The following is a 19381-nucleotide window of genomic DNA, read 5'->3' as shown; positions in this document are numbered from 1 at the left end:
AGGGGCTTGTTTTTCATGCCTTGTGGTCCGCTTTTCGGTAGAATTGGCGCTCATTTTGACGTCAATAAAGATGAGGGGCGGTATGACGGTCAGGTTCCAGGCATTTCACAGCATCAAGGCGATAGGTCAGCGGGAGGTGCTGTTCAACTGGTCCAGGACCAATCCGCTCGGCGCACTGGAGCAGGTGTGGCGTCCAAAGAATCGCGACGAACTGCAGCAACTGCTGCGGGAAAACCCCGAGCGCAAGCTGCGCCTCATCGGCTCCGGCCTCTCCTTCGAACCCATCCACAGCGTCTATGCCGAGGGCAGCCAGGCGCTGCTGGTGGACTTGCACCACCTGCGTGGCCAGTTGGCGCAGACCGCCGACACCGTCACCTACCAGGCGGGCACCCCGCTTGACACCGTCTACGCCGATCTCATCGCCATGGAGCGGATGTTGCCGGCTTCCCCGGGCGTCATCGGCATCCAGACCCTGGGCGGCGCCCTCAGCACCGGCACTCACGGCCAGGGGCTGCACCAGTCCGCCCTCTGCGATGCGGTGGCGGCCCTGACCGTGATGCTGGCCAATGGCGACATCATCCGGGTGGATCGCACCGATCCGCGCTTCGGCGCCTTCGTGATGGGGATGGGGATGCTCGGCATCCTGCTCGATGTCACCCTGCAGACCGTGCCGAACCGCATCATGCGCTGTACCAAGTTCACCACCGATTACCCCTTCCTCTTGAAGCACAACGAGCGGCTCAACCGCGAGCACGCCTTCGTGAAGAGCTGGTGGTTTGCCTGGACCGGCGAGAGCCACATCTGGCTGGTGGACCCGGCCTCCGAGGAGGAGGTGGCCCGCTATCGGGCCGGTGGCAGCGAGCCGTTGTTGCTGGAGGGCGACATCGACGCCCGCATGAATGCCACCATAGATGCGACTCTGCAGAAGATGGCCAAGGACACCAAGGATGAGGCGCTGGCCGGCGAGCACTTCGAGACGGTGCGCCGCTTCAAGGATGCCTCCGATCTGGTGGGCAACGTCTACCAGATCCTCTGCAAGGGGATCCCGGCGCCCCAGATCAACTGCGAAGTGGCGGTGCCGCTGCATCGAATGAACGAGGCGCTGGAGACCCTGCAGGCGTGGCAGCAGGCCAATCCGGGCGTGCTGCACTATCCCTTTATCCTGCGCTGCACCGGACCCTCCAAGGCCTGGCTCAGCGCCGCCTATGATCAGTCGGTGTGCTGGATCGGGTTCCTGGTCTATCTGGCGGCGGACGGCACCTTCGTCAACGGCTCCATGGAGCAGATGCGCGAGCTGCAGCAACTGCTGGTGCCGCTCGGTGGGATCCCGCACTTCGGCAAGCATCTGGCGATGGATCTCTACGACTTCCCGTCCCTGCTGCCGCGCTGGCACGACTTCCTGGCCCTCAAGGGCGAGCTCGACCCCCACGGCCGCTTTGAAAACCGCTGGCTCGCCGACCTGTTTGCCAACCGGTAAGGATCTAACATGACCGATATGCAAGACACTCGCTTACTCATCATCCTGCCGACCAGAGGGGAGTCATCCCTATGACGGACATGCAAGATACGCGTATCCCCGTGACCCTGCTGACCGGCTTTCTCGGCAGCGGCAAGACCACCTTGCTCAACCACTGGGTCAAGCAGCCGGAGCTCGGCGAGTGCGCTGTGCTGATCAACGAGTTCGGCTCGGTGGGGCTGGATCACCACCTGGTGCAGCAGGTGGACGAGCAGGTGGTGCTGCTCGATTCCGGCTGCATCTGCTGCTCGGTGCAGGGCTCCCTGGTGGAGGCGCTGCAGGGGCTGTTTATGAAGGCCATCCAGCGCAAGATCAAACCGTTCAAGCGACTCATCATCGAGACCACAGGCCTCGCCGATCCGGCCCCCGTGCTGTTCACGTTGAGGGAGGAGGGCTTTATCGCCCAGCGTTACCGCTTCGACGGCACCGTCACCGTGGTGGATGCCGGCCATATCGAGCAACAGCTGGCGGCTCAGTATGAAGCGGTGAAACAGGTGGCGCTGGCGGATCTGCTGGTAGTGAGCAAGGGCGACCTGGTGGATGAAGAGACGCTGGCACGGGTCGAAGCCCAGCTGGCGGCCCTCAATCCGGCGGCCCCCATCGAGCGGGTCAGCAACGGGGTGCTGTCGCCTGCGGTGCTGGAGAAGCTGGGTGCCTACAACGAGGCGGCCGGGCGCGACGTGCGCCAGCTGCTGGCCTGGCTGCGCACAGAATCCCCGAAACAGGGGCTGGCCTCGCCGATGCAGCCGAAGATGAAGCCGTTCGCCGCCAAGGTGGGCACGGCGGCGCCGACTCATTTCGAGCACGGCAACATAGAGAGTTTCTCCCTGCGCATCGGCGAGCCGCTCAAGCCCTCCCGCCTGCTGGCCGCCATCGACGCGGTGCAGGCGCAATACGGCGATGCTCTGCTGCGGCTCAAGGGCATCTTGCAGCTGGAAGGAGAGAGCCAGCCGGTGGTGATCCACGGCGTCCACGGCCAGCTCTATCCGCTGCAGGCGCTGGGGGAGTGGCCGGAAGGCAAGGCCCAGTCCCGGCTGGTGTTCATCGTGAAAAGTCAGGACAAGGCGGGCATAGAGCGGTTGTTCCTTGATACGCTCAAGGCGCCCGAGCCCAGCCTGGAAGAGCAGCTCAGAGCCATGCTCGGCCAGCCTGATGCCTGATGTAATGAGATGACCCGCGCTTGTGCGGGTCTTTTTTTGTCTGAAGAGGAGGTGGCTGCAGATGCCCGATAGCACACACATGGTGACCCCTGCCCAGCGCAAATGGCTGCCGCCGCTCACGGCGGTCGGTTTCTTCATGCAGACGCTGGATGGCACCATCCTCAACACTGCCCTGCCGAGCATGGCCGAGACCCTGGGTGAGAGCCCGCTGCAGATGCAGTCGGTGATCATCGCCTACATGCTGACGGTGGCGCTGCTCATTCCTGCCTCCGGCTGGCTGGCGGACCGATTCGGCACCCGCCGCATCTATCTGGCTGCCATCCTGCTGTTTACTCTGGGCTCCCTGGCCTGCGCGGCCGCCAACTCCCTGCCGCTGCTGGTGGCAGCGCGGGTGCTGCAGGGGATTGGTGGTGCCCTGCTGATGCCGGTGGGCAGGCTGGCGGTACTGCGGGTCTACAGCAAGCACGAGCTGCTGCGGGTGATGTCGTTCGTCACCATTCCCGGCCTGGTGGGGCCACTGATCGGCCCGGCACTGGGGGGCTGGCTGGTGGAAGTGGCGAGCTGGCACTGGGTGTTTCTCATCAACCTGCCGGTGGGGTTGCTCGGCTTTATCGCCAGCTGGTACTTCATGCCGGACTTGCGCCAGAGCACGGCCAAGTTCGACTGGCAGGGATTCGTGATGTTCAGCGCCGGCATGGTGCTGGTGTCGGTGGGCCTGCAGGGGCTGGGGGAGCACAGCATCTCCACCGGCTGGGCGCTGTTTGCTCTGCTGTTCGGGCTGGCCGCCATGGCGAGCTACTGGCTCTACGCCGCCAATGCCGAGGAGCCGCTGTTCGGGTTGGGACTGTTCAAGACCAGCACCTTCGCCATCGGTATCTGGGGCAACCTGTTTGCCCGCCTCGGCAGCGGCGCCATGCCGTTTCTCACCCCGCTGTTCCTGCAACTGGGGCTCGGCTTCTCGCCGAGCAAGGCGGGGATGACCATGATCCCCACCGTGCTGGGGGCCATGCTGACCAAGACGCTGGTGAACAAGCTCATTCCGCGCATCGGTTATCGCCGCATCCTGATCGGCAACACCCTGGCGCTCGGGGTGATGATCGCCAGCTTCTCCCTCATCGACAACCAGCTCCCCTACGGGGTGCTGCTGGGCTGGTTGATGGTGTTCGGCGCCATCAACTCGCTGCAGTTCTCCGCCATGAATACCCTGACCCTGCAGGATCTCAGCCCGGAGTTCGCCAGCAGCGGCAACGGCCTGCTGTCGGTGGTGATGCAGCTCTCCATGAGCCTGGGGGTGGCCATCGCCGCCAGCCTGCTGGGGCTCTTCTCTGCCGGCTCATCGGCGGCGGATGGCCAGTGGCTGGGCGGTTTTCACCTCACCTATCTCTGCATCGGCCTGATGTCGATGCTGGCGGCGCTGATCTTCGCCCAGCTGGCACGGGACAAGCGCTGAGCCGCAGGCTCAGGGGGCTGGCAGGTAGCTCACCTGGCAGGGCAGCTGGGTCAGCAGCCCGGCCAGGTGGGCGGTTTCCAGCAGGAAGGTCTGCTCGGGGTGGCCCGGCGTCCAGGTAAAGGCGTGGTGGGTCATGAGCACGGGATCCACCAGCAGCGGGATGTCGGCGCGGGGCAGGAAGGGGCAGACCGCGCCCGGCAGGCAACCGATCTCCGCCTGCATCTCGTCGGCGGTGCAGATGGAGGGCTTGGCGCCGAGCGCCGCCTTGACCGCCTTGTTGTCGAGCCGGCCGTCCCTGTGGGTCAGCAGCAGGGCGAAGCGGCCATCCTTGAACTTGAGAAACAGGGTCTTGCTGAATTCGGCCTGCCAGCCGAGGCGTGCTCTCACCTTTTCATCGGTGGCGTAATCGAGAATGGGTTCGTGCTCGAAGCGCTGGTGGGGCAGCCCGGCCAGCAGCCGGCAGTTGAAGTCGTGAATGGTATCGAGTGGCATGGGGTTCTCCTGTGATGGCGGCCATCCTGCCACTTGCACCGGCGCAGGCCCAATCACGGTTTCTTATCCGTTATCAGCTCCGTCCATCAACGACAAGGGCACCGCGAGGTGCCCTTGTCGTTCAGTGGTGCTGCAATTCGCCCGCTGCCCAGTGAAAGGGGATGGGGCAGAGCCGTTGGGAGGCCTTGTCGTAACTCTCCCACAGCTCACCGAGAGTTCGCCCATCCAGCGGATGGCGCAGGGTGGGGGCCAGTTCGGCCAGCGGCCAGAGCACGAAGGCGTTGCTGAGGATCTCGCCACGCGGCAGCACCAGCGGCGTCTCGCAGACCAGCTCGCCATAGAGCAGCAGATCGAGATCCAGGGTGCGTGGGGCGAACTTCTTGGCATCCGGCTCGCGGCCGTGGGCAAACTCCATGGCGCGCAGTCGCTGGCACAGGGTCGCCAGCGGCAGCTCGGTATCGGCGCTCACCACCAGGTTGTAGAAGGGGCGGCCGTTGAAGCCCACCGCCTCGCTCTCGAACACCCGGGAGACCTGCAGTTCACCAAACTCGGCCTGCAGCGCATCGAGGCCGGCGCGGATATGGCGTTCCCGCTCGATGTTGGATCCCAGGCTGATATAGATGCGGGTCATCAGTTGGCGCTCGCGGCCGGGGTGCGGTGACGCAGGATTTCGACGCCGACACCGGCGGCATTGGGGACGGCGCCTGGTTTGGTCAGGGTGACCTTGACCCACTGTACCCGTTCGTCGGCCAGCACCAGCATGGCGACCTGTTCGGCCATGGTTTCGACCAGCTCCACCACCTTGCTGGAGGCGTGATCACAGATCTTGCGAGAGAGGGTGGCGTAATCCAGTGCCAGCTTGATATCGTCGGTTGCGGCGGCGGGGCGGTTGTCGAACCCCATCTCGAGGTCGAAACAGAGCTTCTGGCGAATGCCTTTCTCCCACTCGTATACACCGATAGTGGTCAAAACCTCGAGTCCGCGAATAAACACCTTGTCCATGACAGTACTTCTTCTTTACTCTTGATGGGCTGTGATGACAGCGCAGGGATGCAGGCCTGGCCAGCGGATGAGTGCCGGCGGCCGGTTTGGGCGACACGAGTTGGGCAACCCCACGTCGGCGCCAGAGAATGTGGCCCGCATCATACCCCATTCATATCGTGGTAAAAACGACCAAGATGACGGCCCTGACGATTTTGATGATTATTCTGGCCTACCTGGGCGGCTCGCTGTCCAGTGCGGTGCTGGTTTCCCGCATCACGGGTCTGCCGGATCCCCGTGATCACGGCTCCCACAACCCGGGGGCCACCAATGTGCTGCGCCTCGGTGGTCGGCTGGCGGCCGTGGTGGTGTTGCTGCTCGATGTGCTCAAGGGCACGGCTCCCGTCTACCTCGCCTGGTATCTGCAGATCAAACCCGTCTACCTCGGCTTTATCGGGGTGGCTGCCTGTCTCGGCCACATGTACCCCATCTTCTTCCACTTTCGTGGCGGCAAGGGAGTGGCCACGGCGCTCGGCACCATGATGCCCATCGGCTTCACCATGGGGGGGGCAGTGATCGGCACCTGGCTGCTGGTGCTGCTGGTGAGCGGCTATTCGTCGCTGGCCTCCATCATTACCGTGTTGCTGACCCCGCTCTTTACCTACCTGCTCAAGCCGGAATACACGTTGCCGGTGTCGTTGCTCTCCTGCCTCATTCTGATCCGCCATCACGAGAACATTGCTCGCCTGCTGAAGGGGGAGGAACCCAGAGTCTGGGGCCGCCAGAACCGCGCCGAGCAGGAAGAAGTGCTGGAAATGGATGATCCTGAGCAAAAAAGAGACGAACGAGACAAAAAGTGAAATTTCCCGTTGACCACCTGCCTTAAAATCCGTTTAATAGCGCCCACGCCCAGATAGCTCAGTCGGTAGAGCAGGGGATTGAAAATCCCCGTGTCGGCGGTTCGATTCCGTCTCTGGGCACCAAATTTTGGTGCCATGAAATAAAAACTTGTTCATGCACAATGGTTTAAAGTGTGCCGGCTTAGCTCAGTAGGTAGAGCAACTGACTTGTAATCAGTAGGTCACCAGTTCGATTCCGGTAGCCGGCACCATTTGCCCAGATAGCTCAGTCGGTAGAGCAGGGGATTGAAAATCCCCGTGTCGGCGGTTCGATTCCGTCTCTGGGCACCACAATAAAGGCGATGAGATAGCGATATCTAGTCTCCAAAGTACAATTCCTCCTTAGTTCAGTCGGTAGAACGGCGGACTGTTAATCCGTATGTCACTGGTTCAAGTCCAGTAGGAGGAGCCAATTCAAAAGCCCAGCAGCAATGCTGGGCTTTTTCTTTGCCCGTTCGTCGCTATCCGGCACTCACTGCGGACAATAAATGGGCCAACCGGCGCCAAGTTGTCGCATGGCTCACCCTGTCCCCTCCCCATCAGTGACTTCGTCGGCTCGGCTAGTATGATGGCTTGCTGAGTCCGTCTCCTGCCCGGTTCGGGTCATGCAGACTTATCGGGTACCAGGCCCGGTGCAGGCAAACGGAACCGTTTCTTGAGCGAGGTCATCCATGAATGCAACAGAGCTTTGGCAGCTTTCCCCCGAACAGTTCAACGAGTGGCGCCGGGCCAACGACTATCCCCTGATCTGGGATCTGCTGGTGGCGTCGCTGCCCCATTTCGACGACTGGATGACGGATCAGAAGATCGACAAGCAGGTGATTTTCCAGATCGGCATCGCCCGCTTCATCAGCTCCCGCTGCGTGCTGAGCCTGTGCCTCTACATGAGCGACGACAAGATCAGGCTCTATGAGACCGCCTCGAGCGCGCTGGAGTCCCTGCGCAAGAGCGGGTTGATCCGTGCCGAGACACGCTTTGAACCCTACTGCATGTGGCTGGCCGGCAAGCACGGCAAGGACGAGGTGAAGCGGGTGCAGAGCCTGCTCTCGGTCTCCGAGAACAACAAGGGGGAGGCCCAGGTACTGGGCAAGCACCGGCTGCTCAACATCGGCGGCGTCGAGCTCAAAAGCCCCATCATCTCCGGCCGGCTGCTCGACTTCACCTGCCTGGACGAACTCTCGCTGGATGGCGCCGTCAACAACTCCAAGGTCTATCTGTGGCACTGCTCGGCCAAGGGGGTGAGGGTCAACGGCGGGGTGATCGGGCTCGATCTGTTCGACTCCCTGTTGTGGGATCACAGGGCCTGGGCCAAGAAACGGGAGCTGGCGCTGGAGGACGGAGTGTTTCAGGATTTCACCATCGAGTGCGAGGAGATCCGTTTTCACTCCTCCCGGGCAGTGCTGAAAAACTTCAACGTGCGGGCCAAGAACTTCGACGCCACCATGGAGCACACCAACCTGGACAAGGTGCAGGTGGCCTACAACGAGAATGGTCGGGTCGATCACAGCGAGGCCAGCAAGCTCTACCGCAACGCCAAGCGGCTCTTCTCCAGCGTGGGGGATACCGTCGATGCCGGCGAGTGCTACTACAAGGAAAAGCTGCACGAGATGAAGTCGCTGGCGAGCCCCAGGGAGCTGTTCAAGGAGTGCTGGCTGCGCAGCGGCTTGCTCAAGAAAGGTTGGCTCACCCTGCTGTGCTACCTGAAGTGCGCCGCCAAGTTCATCAGCTTCATCACCTGGGGCTTTGGCGAGCGGGCCGATCCGCAGCCTGCTGCTGTCGATGGGGGTGATCCTGCTGGCGACCCTGACCTATTTTATGGCGCCGGCCTCGGTCACCTACCACCACCTGGGCCGCTCACTCTACTTCAGCATCGTCACCTTCGTGACCTTGGGCTATGGCGACATCTCCCAGACCTCCTCCCCGCTTCAGCTGCTGTCGGCCATCGAGGCCTTCTGCGGCATGTTTCTGACCGGACTGTTCCTGGCGGGGTTTGCCTCCAAGACCAAGCAGTATTGATGGGACGTCGGCGGCCGGTCGAGCGGGTCAGCCGGCTGGCGTGATTTCCTGCATCTTGAGCCAGAAGGCCTCCTGGCAGGGGTTGTGGAACAGCTTGCGCGCAGGTGTGATGGGAATGGGGCTGGCGACCACCCGGTAACTGATCCAGCACTCCGGGCAGAACTGCGGGGAGGACTCTTCGTCCAGCTCCAGCTGGTGGCAGATGACCACGCCGTTGGCGAACCAGTAATGAGTCTGCCGGTGATGAGTCAGGGTACCGCTCTCGTCTTGCTCGCTATGTTGTTCACTCTGCTGGCGGACGATTATCGCCGGCCCCGCCTGGCGATGGATGGCCCTGATGTAGGTCACGAGGTCGTTCATGGTGTTGCTGGATGCTGGGTGAGTAGATGGATGGCCGATGGGGCGAGCTTACCCGCGCCGGGCCGTAGACGGCAATCCACGCCAGCCTCCCCCTTGTTTCGCTGACAGGCCCCAGTTGTTATACTGCCGCCCCGTTTCGTCGCCGGGCTGGCCGTGGGCCGGCGCGCTGACGCGAGACGGGCAGACTGGACAGGATCGTCCGGCCACCCGTTTTTTCCTCCCTGGTTCAGCCGCTAGCGCGGCGAAGCGTCAATCCGTATGGCACGGGGTCGCGGCCAGCAGGAAGAGTCATTCAAGGAGCCCTTGTCGCAAGACAAGGGCTCCTGCTTTATGGGTGCCATAACAACAATACTCACCACACAGCGACAGATTTCAGGATTGGTATGGAAAATCAAGTAGTTAAAGATTCTCATCAGGGGGCGGCCTCCCTTCGCCGCTGGCTGGAGCCGGTATTGGTGCTGGTTATCCTCGGCAGCCTGTTTGGCTACCTCGGCAGCCAGATGGGGCTCTCCGCTCTGGTCAACACCCTGTTCAACACCGCTCACCAGCTGTTGCTCAACACAGTGCTCTTCATCATGGGCATTACCGTGCTGTCTGGCGCGCTCAGCCAGCTGCTCAGCGAGTTCGGGGTGATCCGCCTGCTGGAGGTGCTGCTGGCACCGCTGATGAAGCCGGTGTTCCGGCTGCCGGGACACACGGCATTGGCGGCCCTGATGACCTTCTTCTCCGACAACCCGGCGGTGATCAGCCTCGCCAAGGACAGCCGCTTTCGCAAGGGCTTCACCCCCTGGCAGCTGGTGTCGCTCACCAACTTCGGCACTGCCTTCGGCATGGGACTGATCGTGGTGACCTTCATGGCGACCCTGCAACTGCCGGGTGGCGAGTCCACCGCCAGCGCGGCGCTGATCGGCCTGCTCGGCGCCCTCATCGGCTCAGTGGTGTCGACCCGGCTGATGCAGCGGATGATCCGCCCGCTGGTGGGGGAGACCCCGATCACCGACGAGGTGGCGAGCGTAGGGGCCAAACCGGGTCTTAGCCAGGAAGCCGCCCCGACCTGGCTGCGGGTGCTCAACGCCCTGCTGGACGGTGGCAAGTCCGGGGTGGAGCTGGGGATGGCGGTGATCCCGGGGGTGCTCATCATCAGCACCTTCGTGATGCTGCTGACCTTCGGCCCGGGCGAGCAGGGCTACAGCGGTGAGGCTTTCCAGGGGGTAGCGCTGCTGCCGGTGCTGGCGGCCAAGGTGGGCTGGCTGTTCGAGCTGCTGTTCGGCTTCACCCACGCCGAGCTGGTGGCCTTCCCGGTCACCTCGCTGGGGGCGGTCGGGGCTGCCATGTCGCTGGTGCCCCCCTTCATCGGCAAGGGCTGGATCACCGGCAACGAGGTAGCGGTGTTCACCGCCATGGGTATGTGCTGGAGTGGCTTCTTGAGCACCCACACCGCCATGCTGGATGCGCTCGGCTATCGCCATCTCACCTCTCGCGCCATCGTGGCCCACACCATCGGCGGCCTGTGCGCCGGGGTGGCGGCTCATCAGCTCTATCTCTGGCTGGGCTGAGTCATCAAGCAGCAAAAGGGCGCCGAGGCGCCCTTTTGCTTGCGTGGCCGTCCGGCGGCTTCACAGGTTGCCCGGTTTGGGAATGGGGATGCCGAGCAGGAAGTTGTCCATCATGCCGACCATGCGGCCCAGCTCCGGTTTGGTGATGGTGTCGTTGGCGCCCAGCTGCAGCGCCTTGTGGCGGTTGTCATCGCTCATCAGCGACGAGAACATGACGATGGGGGTGGCCTTGAAGGCGGGGGTATCGCGCAGCCGCTTGAGCAGGTGCATGCCGTCCATGCGGGGCATCTCCACGTCGGTGATGATGCCGCTGACGAACTCGGCCACCGGGATCTTCTCCTCCTGAGACAGGCGATCGAACTCCATCAGCATCTCCAGCCCGTCGCCCCCGTCCTTGGCGGTCACCACGTTGTAGCCAGCGGTGCGCAGGGTGGTCTCTATCATCTTGCGGATGAAGGCGGAGTCGTCCACCACCAAAATGGTTTTGGCCTGGCGCATAGCCATCATGCGATCGTCGATGATGACCTTGCGATCCTGGGTCACATCGTACTTCTCCATGCTGAGCTCTGGGTTGATGTCGGCGATGATCTTCTCGAAGTCGAGGATCATGATGAGGTTGCCGTCGCGCCTGACCACTGCCACCACGCAGTCATTCTCGCCCGCCTCCAGGAACTGGCTGGGGGACTCCACATCCTCCCAGGAGACCCGGTGGATCCGGCTGACGCTGTCGATAAGGAAGCCGTTTGCCATCTTGTTGAAGTCGGTGACGATGACCACCTTGTTGCTGTTGTCCGGGTTGGTGCGGATGCCGAGCCAGCCGGCCAGGTCCACCAGCGGGATCAGCCGCTCGCGCAGGGAGAAGACCCCCACCATGTGGCGCTGGGCATTGGGGTAGTCGGTGGTCTCCGGGACCCGGATCACCTCGCGCACCTTGGCGACGTTGATGCCGTAATAGGCTATTTTCTCGCGGCCATCGGGCAGCTGCTTCTTGAGGTGGAATTCGATGATCTCGAGCTCGTTGGTGCCGCTCTCGGTCAGGATGGATTTACGCTCTTCCCCGTCTTTGGACATCATGGTCACTCTCGTGCTTCTGGTTGCGCTGGCAGCACCCGCTGCGGTTTTCCCTCAGTATAGGAATGGATCCGCCGCTGACGACGGGATCCACACAAGATCGCCTCCATAACCGCTTGATCCCGCAGGTTGGAAGGCGCGTATCAGCCTATCAGGAAAAGCGCGGGGCGATGGAGAAGGCCATCACACTCGCCACAAGGGGGCTTGTCATGGAAGAGAGTGTCGTGGTGATCGGCGCCGGCGGGGGGCTGGGAAGCGCTCTGGTGGCGCACTGGCTGGCGGCGGGTGCCGCACCTGTCATCGCCGTCAGTCGCCAGCCGCAACCGGCGGGGCTCGACAGCAGCAATCTGCACTGGCTGCGCTGTGATTACAGTGATGAACAGCTGGCGCAGGTGGTGGCCCGCATCGGCGAGCTGGCACCGAGGCCGCGCTGGCTGGTGATCTGCAACGGCCTGCTGCAGCAGGGAGGTATCCGGCCGGAGAAGCGGCTCGAGGCGCTCAACCTCGAGGCCATGACCCAGCTCTATCAGACCAACGCTCTGCTGCCGCTGCGCTGGATCAGCCAGCTGCTGCCCCTGCTGGGGTCGAGCCCCTGTACCCTGGCGGTGCTCAGTGCCCGGGTCGGCAGCATCGGCGACAACCGCGCCGGGGGCTGGTATGGCTATCGCGCCGCCAAGGCGGCTCTCAACATGCTGCTCAAGTGTGCCGCCATCGAGCTCGCCAGACGGGCGCCCGGCGTCAAGTTGCTGGCGTTCCATCCGGGCACGGTGGATACCGCGTTATCGCGCCCATTTCACGGCAACCTGGCCGCCGGCAGCCTACACAGCCCGCAACAGGCTGCCGCGCATCTGGTAACGCTGATGGCGCGGCTGACGCCGGATGGCGAGCTGAGCTACCTCGACTGGCGAGGTGAGCCTATCGAGTGGTAGCGGGCGGCATCAGCCTGGCCAGCAGGCTGCGCAGCGCCTTGATGACTGCCGGCTTGCCTGCCAGTTGCAGCCTGGCCGCCAGCGTTCCCCAGTCGGCATATTGCCAGATGGTGGCGATCAGCAGTTGCCGCTCGGCGGGGTCAAGCTCTGCCAGTGTTGTCAGGTTGCCCGCCAGCCAGCGCTGCAGGCTGGGCTGGCACAGCTCGAACGGCTTGTGGTGGTGGGCAAAGCAGGCCAGCTCATCCTGATCAAAGCCATCGAGCCCGCTCGAGCTGGCCTCACCATCCTGCAGGCACTGCCACACCAACTCGGATTCAAAGGTTTTCAGCTCGCCCGCCAGCAGGGTGGGCAGCTGGCGCACGAAGCGTTGGTGCCAGTCGACCAGCTCGGCGGCGCAGGTCGGTTGCAGCGCCTTGAGCAGCAGGGCGGCGTGGCTGCCGCTGGCGGCATCCCGTTGCAGGCCGATGCGCAGCACCCTGAGCCCGGCCTTGCGCCAGAAGGGCAACAAGTCGGCGCTGGCCGAGAAGGCGGAGCCCAGATAATCGAGCCCTGCCGCCTGATAATGATTTTCTAGGTGGGCCAGCAGGAGCGATCCCAGCCCGTGGCGATGGAGCGCCGGATGGATGGCGATGCGCATCACCCGGGCGTAGCTGCGTGCGCCTGCGGTTTTGAAGCCGGCGTGCGCCAGCAGCGACTGAGGTAGCAGATGGCCGCGCGGGCGCCGCCGCCCGGCCCAGATCGCCTCGGCCAGCTCGTCTGCTATCTCTCCTTCCCGGGCAACCAGCGCCACCCCGAGCAGATGCGGGCCCTGCTCCAGCAGGTGGATGTCGAGGGCCGGGCTCTCCAGCAGGTAGCGCAGATCGCTCGGCGTGGTCTGGTAGTGGGCCAGCACCAGCAGGCCGAACAGCCGATGGAGCAGCCCCTCGTCGGCAGTCAGTGCATCCTGTTCGAGCAGGCGCCAGCCAGGGTGGGTGGGTGCTGGCGGTGTTTCGACCTCGGCGTTGAGGCCGAGCAGCCGGAACACCAGCGGCTCCAGCGGATCCCGGCTGCTCCAGCGGATCGGCTCGGCCAGGTGGATCTCCTGCCAGCCGGGTGTCTCGCGATCGAGTACCCGCTTGAAGCGCAGGTGAAAACCGCGCCCGGTGCCCTCGTAGCCGTGCTCTGTGGTGGCGAAGACGATGCGGCCGTGCCGGGCCAGCATGGCTTCCAGCAGCGGGGTAGGAATGGCGGCCGCTTCGTCCACCAGCAGCAGGTCGGGTTGCAGCGGTTCGTGCACCAGCCGATCCGGCGAGCAGTAGCTGAGCCCTGTCAGCAGTTGTGGCGCGTCTTCAAGGGCATAGGCCGCGTGGGCAAACAGGGTGGCGACCGTGGCCTGGGAGGGCGCCGTCACCACGATCTGCAGATCGGGGTGTTGGCGCAGCAGCTCGGCGGCGGCCAGCCCCAGCAGGCTGCTCTTGCCGCGGCCCCGATCCGCACTCAACACCAGCGGGCGGCGGCGGTGACCGTGCAACACCTTGTGGATGGCGGGCAGGGCGCGCGCCTGATCACAGCTCAGCGGCCGCGCTGGCCCAACCGGTTGCCACGGGGTTGTCGCGGCAGGGGGCGTCAGCTCGAGGGCGGGGTCACCCGCCAGCAGCCGCACCAGCCGGGCGAGAAAGCCGTGACCCGCCAGCACCATGTCTTCCGGTTGTGCCACCAGCCGCACCCGGTCCGGATCCGGATACTCGGGCCATTGCGCTCTGGGGGGCGTCAGCAGCAGCAGCAGGCCGCCTGCCCGCAAGGTGCCTGCCAGCGCCCCGAATGCGTCGGGGTGAAAACCGCTGAACGCATTGAACACCAGGGTGTCGCACTCCTGACCGAGTCGCTGCAACGCCTTGGCCGCCGGTTGCGGGTGGTGTTCGCTCGGGCCATCCCCCAGCCAGTAGCTGACGCCGCTTAGCAGCGCCTCGGCTCGGGTGATGCAATCGGCCTCGTCACCTTCCAGCCAGATCAGCCGCCGTTCGCCGGTGCGGGCCAGCGCCTGGCGCAACTCGTCGAGCGCAGTCGGCATCATGAGGCGGTGCTGTCGGCCGGTTTGCGGGGCTCGAACATGCGATCCCCCATCTGGTCGATGAAGGTGTGTGCCTTCTGCACCATGAAGCGCTCCGCATCGGCGGGGTTGGCAAACAGATCGGAGCGGATGAAGCGGTGGGTCAGCAGTACGCCGTCCAGCTCCTTGGTGATGCGGCCAGCCAGCCGATACTGACCCCCTTCGGCCATGGGCTCGGGATAGATGAGGTAGCCGGCGTATTCGGTGGGAGTGACTTCGGCGACCACAGCGGGTTGGCCGCCAAACAGGGCAGTGAACAGTTTCTTGAGCATGATGTTTCCCTCAGTGACAGGGCATTGTCACCAAGGGGTTGATGGCTGGCAAGCGGGGGATCTTATTACCAATCGTTATTTGCACTACGAACCATTCTCATTTAGATTTCATGGCAATCCAGCATGAGGTAAACACTATGTACGTCTGTTTGTGCCGCGGCATCACAGATTCCCAGATCCGCAAGGCGGTACAGGCAGGCAAAACCGAGTTTCGCCAGCTCAAGCAGTCGCTCGAAGTGGGTGCCCAGTGTGGCAAATGCGTGCGCATGACCATGGAGATCATCGCCGCCGAACTCGACAAGGCCGAGCTGGAACAGGCGCCGCTCTACTACGAGGTGGCCTGAGCAGGGCCTGTCGCCGGTAAAACCGGCCCATCTTTTCAATCCCTTCCCGCAGGCGAGCTAGCTCGCCGGACCTCTTGTTGTCACTTTTCTGGACTAAGCTCTAAGGATCTCAGCCTCAGGCACGAACCAAGGAGCACTGTCGATGAAAGGAGATCCCAAGATCATTGCCCACCTCAACAAGGTGCTGGCCAATGAGCTGATAGCCATCAACCAATATTTTCTGCATGCCCGCATCTACGATGACTGGGGCCTCAAGGCGCTCGGGCACAAGGAGTATCACGAGTCCATCGATGAGATGAAACACGCCGACGAGCTGGTCAAGCGGGTGCTGTTTCTGGAAGGGCTGCCCAACTTGCAGGATCTGGGCAAGCTGCGCATCGGCGAGACGGTGGAGGAGATGCTGCGCTGCGACCTGTCGCTGGAGATGGATGCCATCCCGGATCTGAAGGTCGCCATCGCCTACGCCGAGTCGGTGCAGGATTACATCAGCCGCGACCTGTTCCAGGAGATCCTGGAAGACGAGGAGGAGCACGTGGACTGGCTGGAGACCCAGCTCGATCTCATCGATCGCATCGGGCTGGAGAACTATCAGCAGTCCCAGCTGCATCACGGCGGCTCCTGAATAGTTATGGCATGAAAAAACGATTAAAAAACCCGCTGCGGCGGGTTTTTTAATGTCTGGCTGCATAGCTTTTCATGTGTCTTATCATTATGAAAAGTAAGCTTATTTTTGTTAATCAGGTCGCAAAAAAGTACACGGGAGAGATGCACTATTGGAACCCCTTATTGGGGACAAACAATAACAACGGTTAAAGGACTACACCATGCACTTCTTGCCCAACAAGCTGGCGCTGGCTTGCGCCATCGCACTCTCGCTCGCTGCCTGCAACGACAACAGCTCCAACGCCCCGGCGGATCCCGCCGCCACCAAGGCCTCTCTGATGCAGACCATGGACGAGGCCCTGCGTGAAGGCCAGGCGCTGGATCCCTACGGTTTTGCCATCGATGCCGCCAGCATCGCCAAGCGCAAGGCCCTCGACAGTTCCTTGCTCAAACGGCTGGATGCCCTGGACTCGAGCGTACTGAGCGAACGGGACCGGTTGTTCTACGACATGATCCGCTGGGATCTGCAGATCAACCTGGCGGGTTACGATCTGCCCCAGTCCCAGATCCCGATCCATCACTTCCGCAACCGCGTGGTGGATCTGGCCGATGAGGTGGGGGCCGCCCCGGCCAGTGGCAGAGCCGCCCGCACTGTCGAAGGTGGCTTCGACTACTTCGAGCAGAGTTCGACCGAGCGGGTCGCGCCGGGGGATGCCGCCTGGCGGCGCGATATCGATCGCCCGGCCGCAGCCCCGGTTCCGGTGAGCAAGGCGAGGGCCGCTACCGCACCACTGGCCTGGTATCAGGAGCACCTCACCTGGCTCAAGGCCTATGACGGCTACCTTGCCGAGGTGAAGCACCAGTTCGAACTGGGCAGCGCTCAGGGCAACACCCTGCCGGACGAGCTGGTGGACCGGCTGCTGGCCCAGCTCAACAGCAAGCTGGATGGGGAGGCGATCGCCGGCGCCTATCTCGGCTGGCAGCAGCTGCCGGGAGAGGCGGACGAAGCGCTGCGCAGCGAGTACAAGGGAGTGCTGGACAGCATCAACGGCCGTTATCTGGCGCTGCGCGACTATCTGGATTACCAGCACGGCGGCGCCTATGCGGTGCGCCTTGGCAGCGGCAAGTGCGACGACGGTTTCTGCGGCATGACCAATGGGCGCGACTGGTATCGCTGGCTGCTGAAGAAGCACACCACCACCGACATGACGCCGGAGCAGGTGCATGCGCTGGGGCTGAGCGAGGTGGAGCGGATCTTCGGCGCCATGGTCAAGGTGTGCCATACCGTCGGCAAGTGTGACAGCGACGATGTGGCCCAGAGCAAGCAGAGTGGCCAGATTTACGCCTTCTTCCGCTATCTGAACGAGCCGGCCTTCTTCTACCAGAATCCGCTGGCGGTCTGGTCCGCCGGCCTCAACCCGGACAATGCAGCGGGTGCGACCCTGAGCGGGCCGCAGCAGCAGGCGCTGGCCGAACATGAGCGGGCACTGCAGGAGTACAATGCCTTCAAGAGCAAGGCGGCGCTGGTGCTGCCGGACTTCTTCGATGCCGAGCGTACCATTCCCAAGTTGGATTACGAGGTGGTGCCCGTCTCCTATGAAGATGCGCCATACGGCGGGGTGGCCTGGTATCAGGACGGTAACCCGCAGACCGGCCGCAAGGGGCAGTTCTTCCTCAACACCTACTACCCCTATGGTCTGCAGAGCTGGAACATCAGCACCCTGCTGGCCCACGAGGCGGCGCCGGGCCACCACTTCCAGATCACCATCGCCCAGGAGCTGGCCGCCAAGGATCCCGACTTCCCGCAGTACGTGGCGAACGCCTCATACACCGCCTATGCGGAGGGCTGGGCGCTCTACACCGAATACCTGGCGGATCACGACATGGGGCTCTATCAGGGGCGCGGTCTCTATGATCCGGCGGTGGGGGACGTGAAGGTCGAGGGATCGTCCGCCTTCAACAACCAGCTGCAGTACTTCGGCCGCCTCAACGAGGAGATGCTGAGGGCTATGCGGCTGGTGGTGGATACCGGTATCCACTGGTATGGCTGGAGCCACGACCAGGCCGTCAACTACATGAAGGAGAACTCGGCGCTGGGGGCGGGGGACATCAGCTCCGAGGTGCCCCGCTACATGGCCTACACCGGCCAGGCGACCTCCTACAAGGCGGGCCAGCTGGCGCTGATCCGGATGCGGGAGTCGGCCGAGCAGGCGCTGGGTGGAGGCTTTGACCTCAAGGCGTTCCACCACCATGTGCTGGAATACGGCATGCTGCCTATCTCGGTGCTGGAGCAGAAGAACAAGCAGTGGATTGAACAGTCGAAGTGATCACAGTTACGGCGCCCGGCAAGGCAACGGGCGCCGCTTTCGATTAGGATACGGCTCTATTCAAACAACACTGCTACGGATAATGTCCATGGAACAGATCGCCCGTGAGATGGCGGCCCACAAGCGAGTGGCGCTGGTGGCTCACGACAACATGAAGACCCCCCTGCTGAACTGGGTGATGCGGCGCAAGGAGGAGCTCAAGCTCCACCACCTCTACGCCACCGGTACCACCGGCACCATGCTCGGCAAGCAGGCACAACTGCCCATCACCTGTCTCTTCTCCGGCCCCATGGGGGGCGACCAGCAGCTCGGCGCCCTGATCGCCGAGGGCAAGATCGACGTGCTGATCTTCTTCTGGGATCCCCTCAATGCGGTGCCTCACGATCCGGACGTGAAGGCCTTGCTGCGCCTTGCGGCAGTCTGGAACATCCCGGTCGCCACCAACGAGGCGACCGCCGATTTCATCATGGACAGCCCCCACATGCGCCAGGCGTTCAGCGTGCAGATCCCGGACTATGCCGGCTATCTCAAGGCGAGAACCCAGTAACGGGGCAGAAACGACAGAGCCGGCCATGGGGCCGGCTCTTTTTATTGGCGGGAACGAAGATCAGCGCTGGAAGCTTTTCTGCGCGAACTTGGGTCTGGCATTCATGATCTGCTCCACCTGCTCGTCGCTCATCTTGCCGCGCGACAGCCCCAATACCTTGTAGGTAAGCAGCGGCCGGGCCGGCAGGGCGATCATCAGGGCGCGGATCTGGTTTTCGTCCTCTTTCTCGCGCACCGGTTTGCCATAGGCATAGGTCAGTACGCCGGCATCCATCAGGTTTTTGACGGCAGGCTCGGTGATCGGCAAGTTTATGACGCTTTTGCGTTGCAGCACGAACTCGCGCAGCACCGCCTTCTCGTTGAAGTCGAGAAAGGAGATCATCTGGGCCAGCTGATCCTGCTGGCGGCGGGACTGCCACTCGTCGCAGGCCCACTCCCAGGCGATCAGGAAGCCCTGACTGCAGAAGTAGGAGATGGCGATCAGCATGCCGACTCCGAGCCAGGCGGCGTGTGTGGCGGCCCACTGGCTGACGGCTCCCTTCATCAAACCGGCCGGAAACAGCAGGATGATGCTGCAGCAGAGCAGCAGCCAGACCATCAGCCAGTTGAGGCGGTTCAGTTGATAGAAATGTTGGATCCACCGTTTCATCGTTCACCCTTCCCAAATCAGTGTGGACAGTAGTCATCTCATAGCAAACGGTGTGCCAAGGCGAAGCGTTCAGCGGCAGGGGAGTGGGTCCGGACGGCAAAACCGGTGGAGGGCACGGTTA

At 63.1% G+C, this 19381-nt stretch carries 18 protein-coding genes, 4 tRNA genes and 1 pseudogene; 15 read left to right on the top strand and 8 right to left on the bottom strand.

The annotated features are described in order from the left end of the window. Positions 1-82 precede the first annotated feature (82 nt). From ACPDZI_RS19210 to mdtD, 3 genes are all read left to right on the top strand, one after another. The gene (locus ACPDZI_RS19210; RefSeq protein ID WP_438833631.1) at positions 83-1477 is read left to right on the top strand and encodes a D-arabinono-1,4-lactone oxidase; all 1395 of its coding nucleotides are present in this window, start codon (positions 83-85) and stop codon (positions 1475-1477) included. A gap of 71 nt (positions 1478-1548) precedes the next feature. Further along, positions 1549-2676: a CobW family GTP-binding protein gene (locus tag ACPDZI_RS19205; protein WP_323878148.1), complete on the top strand. Its 1128-nt coding sequence runs from the start codon at positions 1549-1551 to the stop codon at positions 2674-2676. A gap of 61 nt (positions 2677-2737) precedes the next feature. After that, positions 2738-4126 (top strand): multidrug transporter subunit MdtD, encoded by a 1389-nt coding sequence (gene mdtD / locus ACPDZI_RS19200; protein ID WP_029302083.1) that lies wholly within the window; start codon positions 2738-2740, stop codon positions 4124-4126. 9 nt (positions 4127-4135) lie between these two features. On the opposite strand, the gene ACPDZI_RS19195 is transcribed toward mdtD, so the two are convergent. The 3 genes from ACPDZI_RS19195 to folB all read right to left on the bottom strand — a co-directional run bounded on the left by ACPDZI_RS19195 (position 4136) and on the right by folB (position 5620). After that, positions 4136-4618, bottom strand: a complete 483-nt coding sequence (locus ACPDZI_RS19195) for a YbaK/EbsC family protein (protein ID WP_017409457.1) — start codon at positions 4616-4618, stop codon at positions 4136-4138. A 121-nt stretch (positions 4619-4739) separates the two neighbouring features. Further along, positions 4740-5249, bottom strand: coding sequence for a 2-amino-4-hydroxy-6-hydroxymethyldihydropteridine diphosphokinase (gene folK, locus ACPDZI_RS19190; RefSeq protein ID WP_438833630.1), 510 nt, complete (start codon positions 5247-5249; stop codon positions 4740-4742). Next, positions 5249-5620: a dihydroneopterin aldolase gene (gene folB / locus ACPDZI_RS19185; protein WP_011707547.1), complete on the bottom strand. Its 372-nt coding sequence runs from the start codon at positions 5618-5620 to the stop codon at positions 5249-5251. The genes folK and folB overlap by 1 nt, the downstream gene beginning before the upstream one ends. Before the next feature lie 176 nt (positions 5621-5796). Here folB and plsY point away from each other — a divergent pair, with 176 nt between their 5' ends. The 6 genes and pseudogenes from plsY to ACPDZI_RS19155 all read left to right on the top strand — a co-directional run bounded on the left by plsY (position 5797) and on the right by ACPDZI_RS19155 (position 8514). Further along, positions 5797-6459 carry a glycerol-3-phosphate 1-O-acyltransferase PlsY gene (gene plsY / locus ACPDZI_RS19180; RefSeq protein WP_016352149.1) on the top strand — a complete coding sequence of 221 codons (663 nt, stop codon included), beginning with the start codon at positions 5797-5799 and terminating at the stop codon, positions 6457-6459. A 47-nt stretch (positions 6460-6506) separates the two neighbouring features. Then, a tRNA-Phe gene (locus ACPDZI_RS19175) sits at positions 6507-6582 on the top strand. A 52-nt stretch (positions 6583-6634) separates the two neighbouring features. Beyond that, a tRNA-Thr gene (locus tag ACPDZI_RS19170) sits at positions 6635-6710 on the top strand. A 3-nt stretch (positions 6711-6713) separates the two neighbouring features. Further along, positions 6714-6789 (top strand) — tRNA-Phe (locus ACPDZI_RS19165). 45 nt (positions 6790-6834) lie between these two features. Further along, a tRNA-Asn gene (locus ACPDZI_RS19160) sits at positions 6835-6910 on the top strand. A gap of 259 nt (positions 6911-7169) precedes the next feature. Next, a pseudogene (locus ACPDZI_RS19155) lies at positions 7170-8514 on the top strand (potassium channel family protein). 27 nt (positions 8515-8541) lie between these two features. Here the strand turns inward: ACPDZI_RS19155 and ACPDZI_RS19150 are convergent. Further along, positions 8542-8874, bottom strand: coding sequence for a hypothetical protein (locus ACPDZI_RS19150; RefSeq protein WP_118880294.1), 333 nt, complete (start codon positions 8872-8874; stop codon positions 8542-8544). A gap of 383 nt (positions 8875-9257) precedes the next feature. Between ACPDZI_RS19150 and ACPDZI_RS19145 the strand changes: the two genes are divergently transcribed. After that, complete coding sequence (locus tag ACPDZI_RS19145; protein ID WP_438833629.1) at positions 9258-10430, top strand: CD0519/CD1768 family membrane protein; 1173 nt, start codon at positions 9258-9260, stop codon at positions 10428-10430. 60 nt (positions 10431-10490) lie between these two features. On the opposite strand, the gene ACPDZI_RS19140 is transcribed toward ACPDZI_RS19145, so the two are convergent. Continuing rightward, on the bottom strand, positions 10491-11504 hold the full coding sequence (locus ACPDZI_RS19140; protein ID WP_076361939.1) for a chemotaxis protein: 1014 nt from the start codon (positions 11502-11504) through the stop codon (positions 10491-10493). Between the two features lie 206 nt (positions 11505-11710). On the opposite strand from ACPDZI_RS19140, the gene ACPDZI_RS19135 reads away from it, so the two are divergent. Continuing rightward, positions 11711-12430, top strand: coding sequence for an SDR family NAD(P)-dependent oxidoreductase (locus tag ACPDZI_RS19135; protein ID WP_187268954.1), 720 nt, complete (start codon positions 11711-11713; stop codon positions 12428-12430). Here ACPDZI_RS19135 and ACPDZI_RS19130 read toward each other — a convergent pair. Then, positions 12417-14483 carry a tRNA(Met) cytidine acetyltransferase TmcA gene (locus tag ACPDZI_RS19130; protein WP_438833628.1) on the bottom strand — a complete coding sequence of 689 codons (2067 nt, stop codon included), beginning with the start codon at positions 14481-14483 and terminating at the stop codon, positions 12417-12419. The genes ACPDZI_RS19135 and ACPDZI_RS19130 overlap by 14 nt on opposite strands. Further along, positions 14480-14791, bottom strand: coding sequence for an HlyU family transcriptional regulator (locus ACPDZI_RS19125; protein ID WP_168967658.1), 312 nt, complete (start codon positions 14789-14791; stop codon positions 14480-14482). Before ACPDZI_RS19125 ends, ACPDZI_RS19130 begins: the two co-directional genes overlap by 4 nt. 137 nt (positions 14792-14928) lie before the next feature. On the opposite strand from ACPDZI_RS19125, the gene ACPDZI_RS19120 reads away from it, so the two are divergent. The 4 genes from ACPDZI_RS19120 (at position 14929) to ACPDZI_RS19105 (ending at position 18612) form a co-directional block, all read left to right on the top strand. Next, complete coding sequence (locus ACPDZI_RS19120) at positions 14929-15135, top strand: bacterioferritin-associated ferredoxin (protein ID WP_016352142.1); 207 nt, start codon at positions 14929-14931, stop codon at positions 15133-15135. A 142-nt stretch (positions 15136-15277) separates the two neighbouring features. Further along, the gene (gene bfr / locus ACPDZI_RS19115) at positions 15278-15757 is read left to right on the top strand and encodes a bacterioferritin (RefSeq protein ID WP_011707537.1); all 480 of its coding nucleotides are present in this window, start codon (positions 15278-15280) and stop codon (positions 15755-15757) included. A gap of 202 nt (positions 15758-15959) precedes the next feature. After that, entirely contained in the window at positions 15960-18065 is a 2106-nt protein-coding gene (locus ACPDZI_RS19110) for a DUF885 domain-containing protein (protein ID WP_438833627.1), read from the top strand. An 88-nt stretch (positions 18066-18153) separates the two neighbouring features. Then, on the top strand, positions 18154-18612 hold the full coding sequence (locus tag ACPDZI_RS19105) for a methylglyoxal synthase (RefSeq protein ID WP_010635987.1): 459 nt from the start codon (positions 18154-18156) through the stop codon (positions 18610-18612). 60 nt (positions 18613-18672) lie between these two features. Here ACPDZI_RS19105 and ACPDZI_RS19100 read toward each other — a convergent pair whose 3' ends face one another. Further along, on the bottom strand, positions 18673-19260 hold the full coding sequence (locus ACPDZI_RS19100; RefSeq protein ID WP_010635988.1) for a superinfection exclusion B family protein: 588 nt from the start codon (positions 19258-19260) through the stop codon (positions 18673-18675). Positions 19261-19381: the final 121 nt, after the last annotated feature.

This window comes from Aeromonas oralensis (assembly GCF_049665575.1).
GTDB classification, from domain to species: Bacteria; Pseudomonadota; Gammaproteobacteria; order Enterobacterales; family Aeromonadaceae; genus Aeromonas; species Aeromonas hydrophila.
This window is presented reverse-complemented; position numbering and strand designations above follow the sequence as displayed.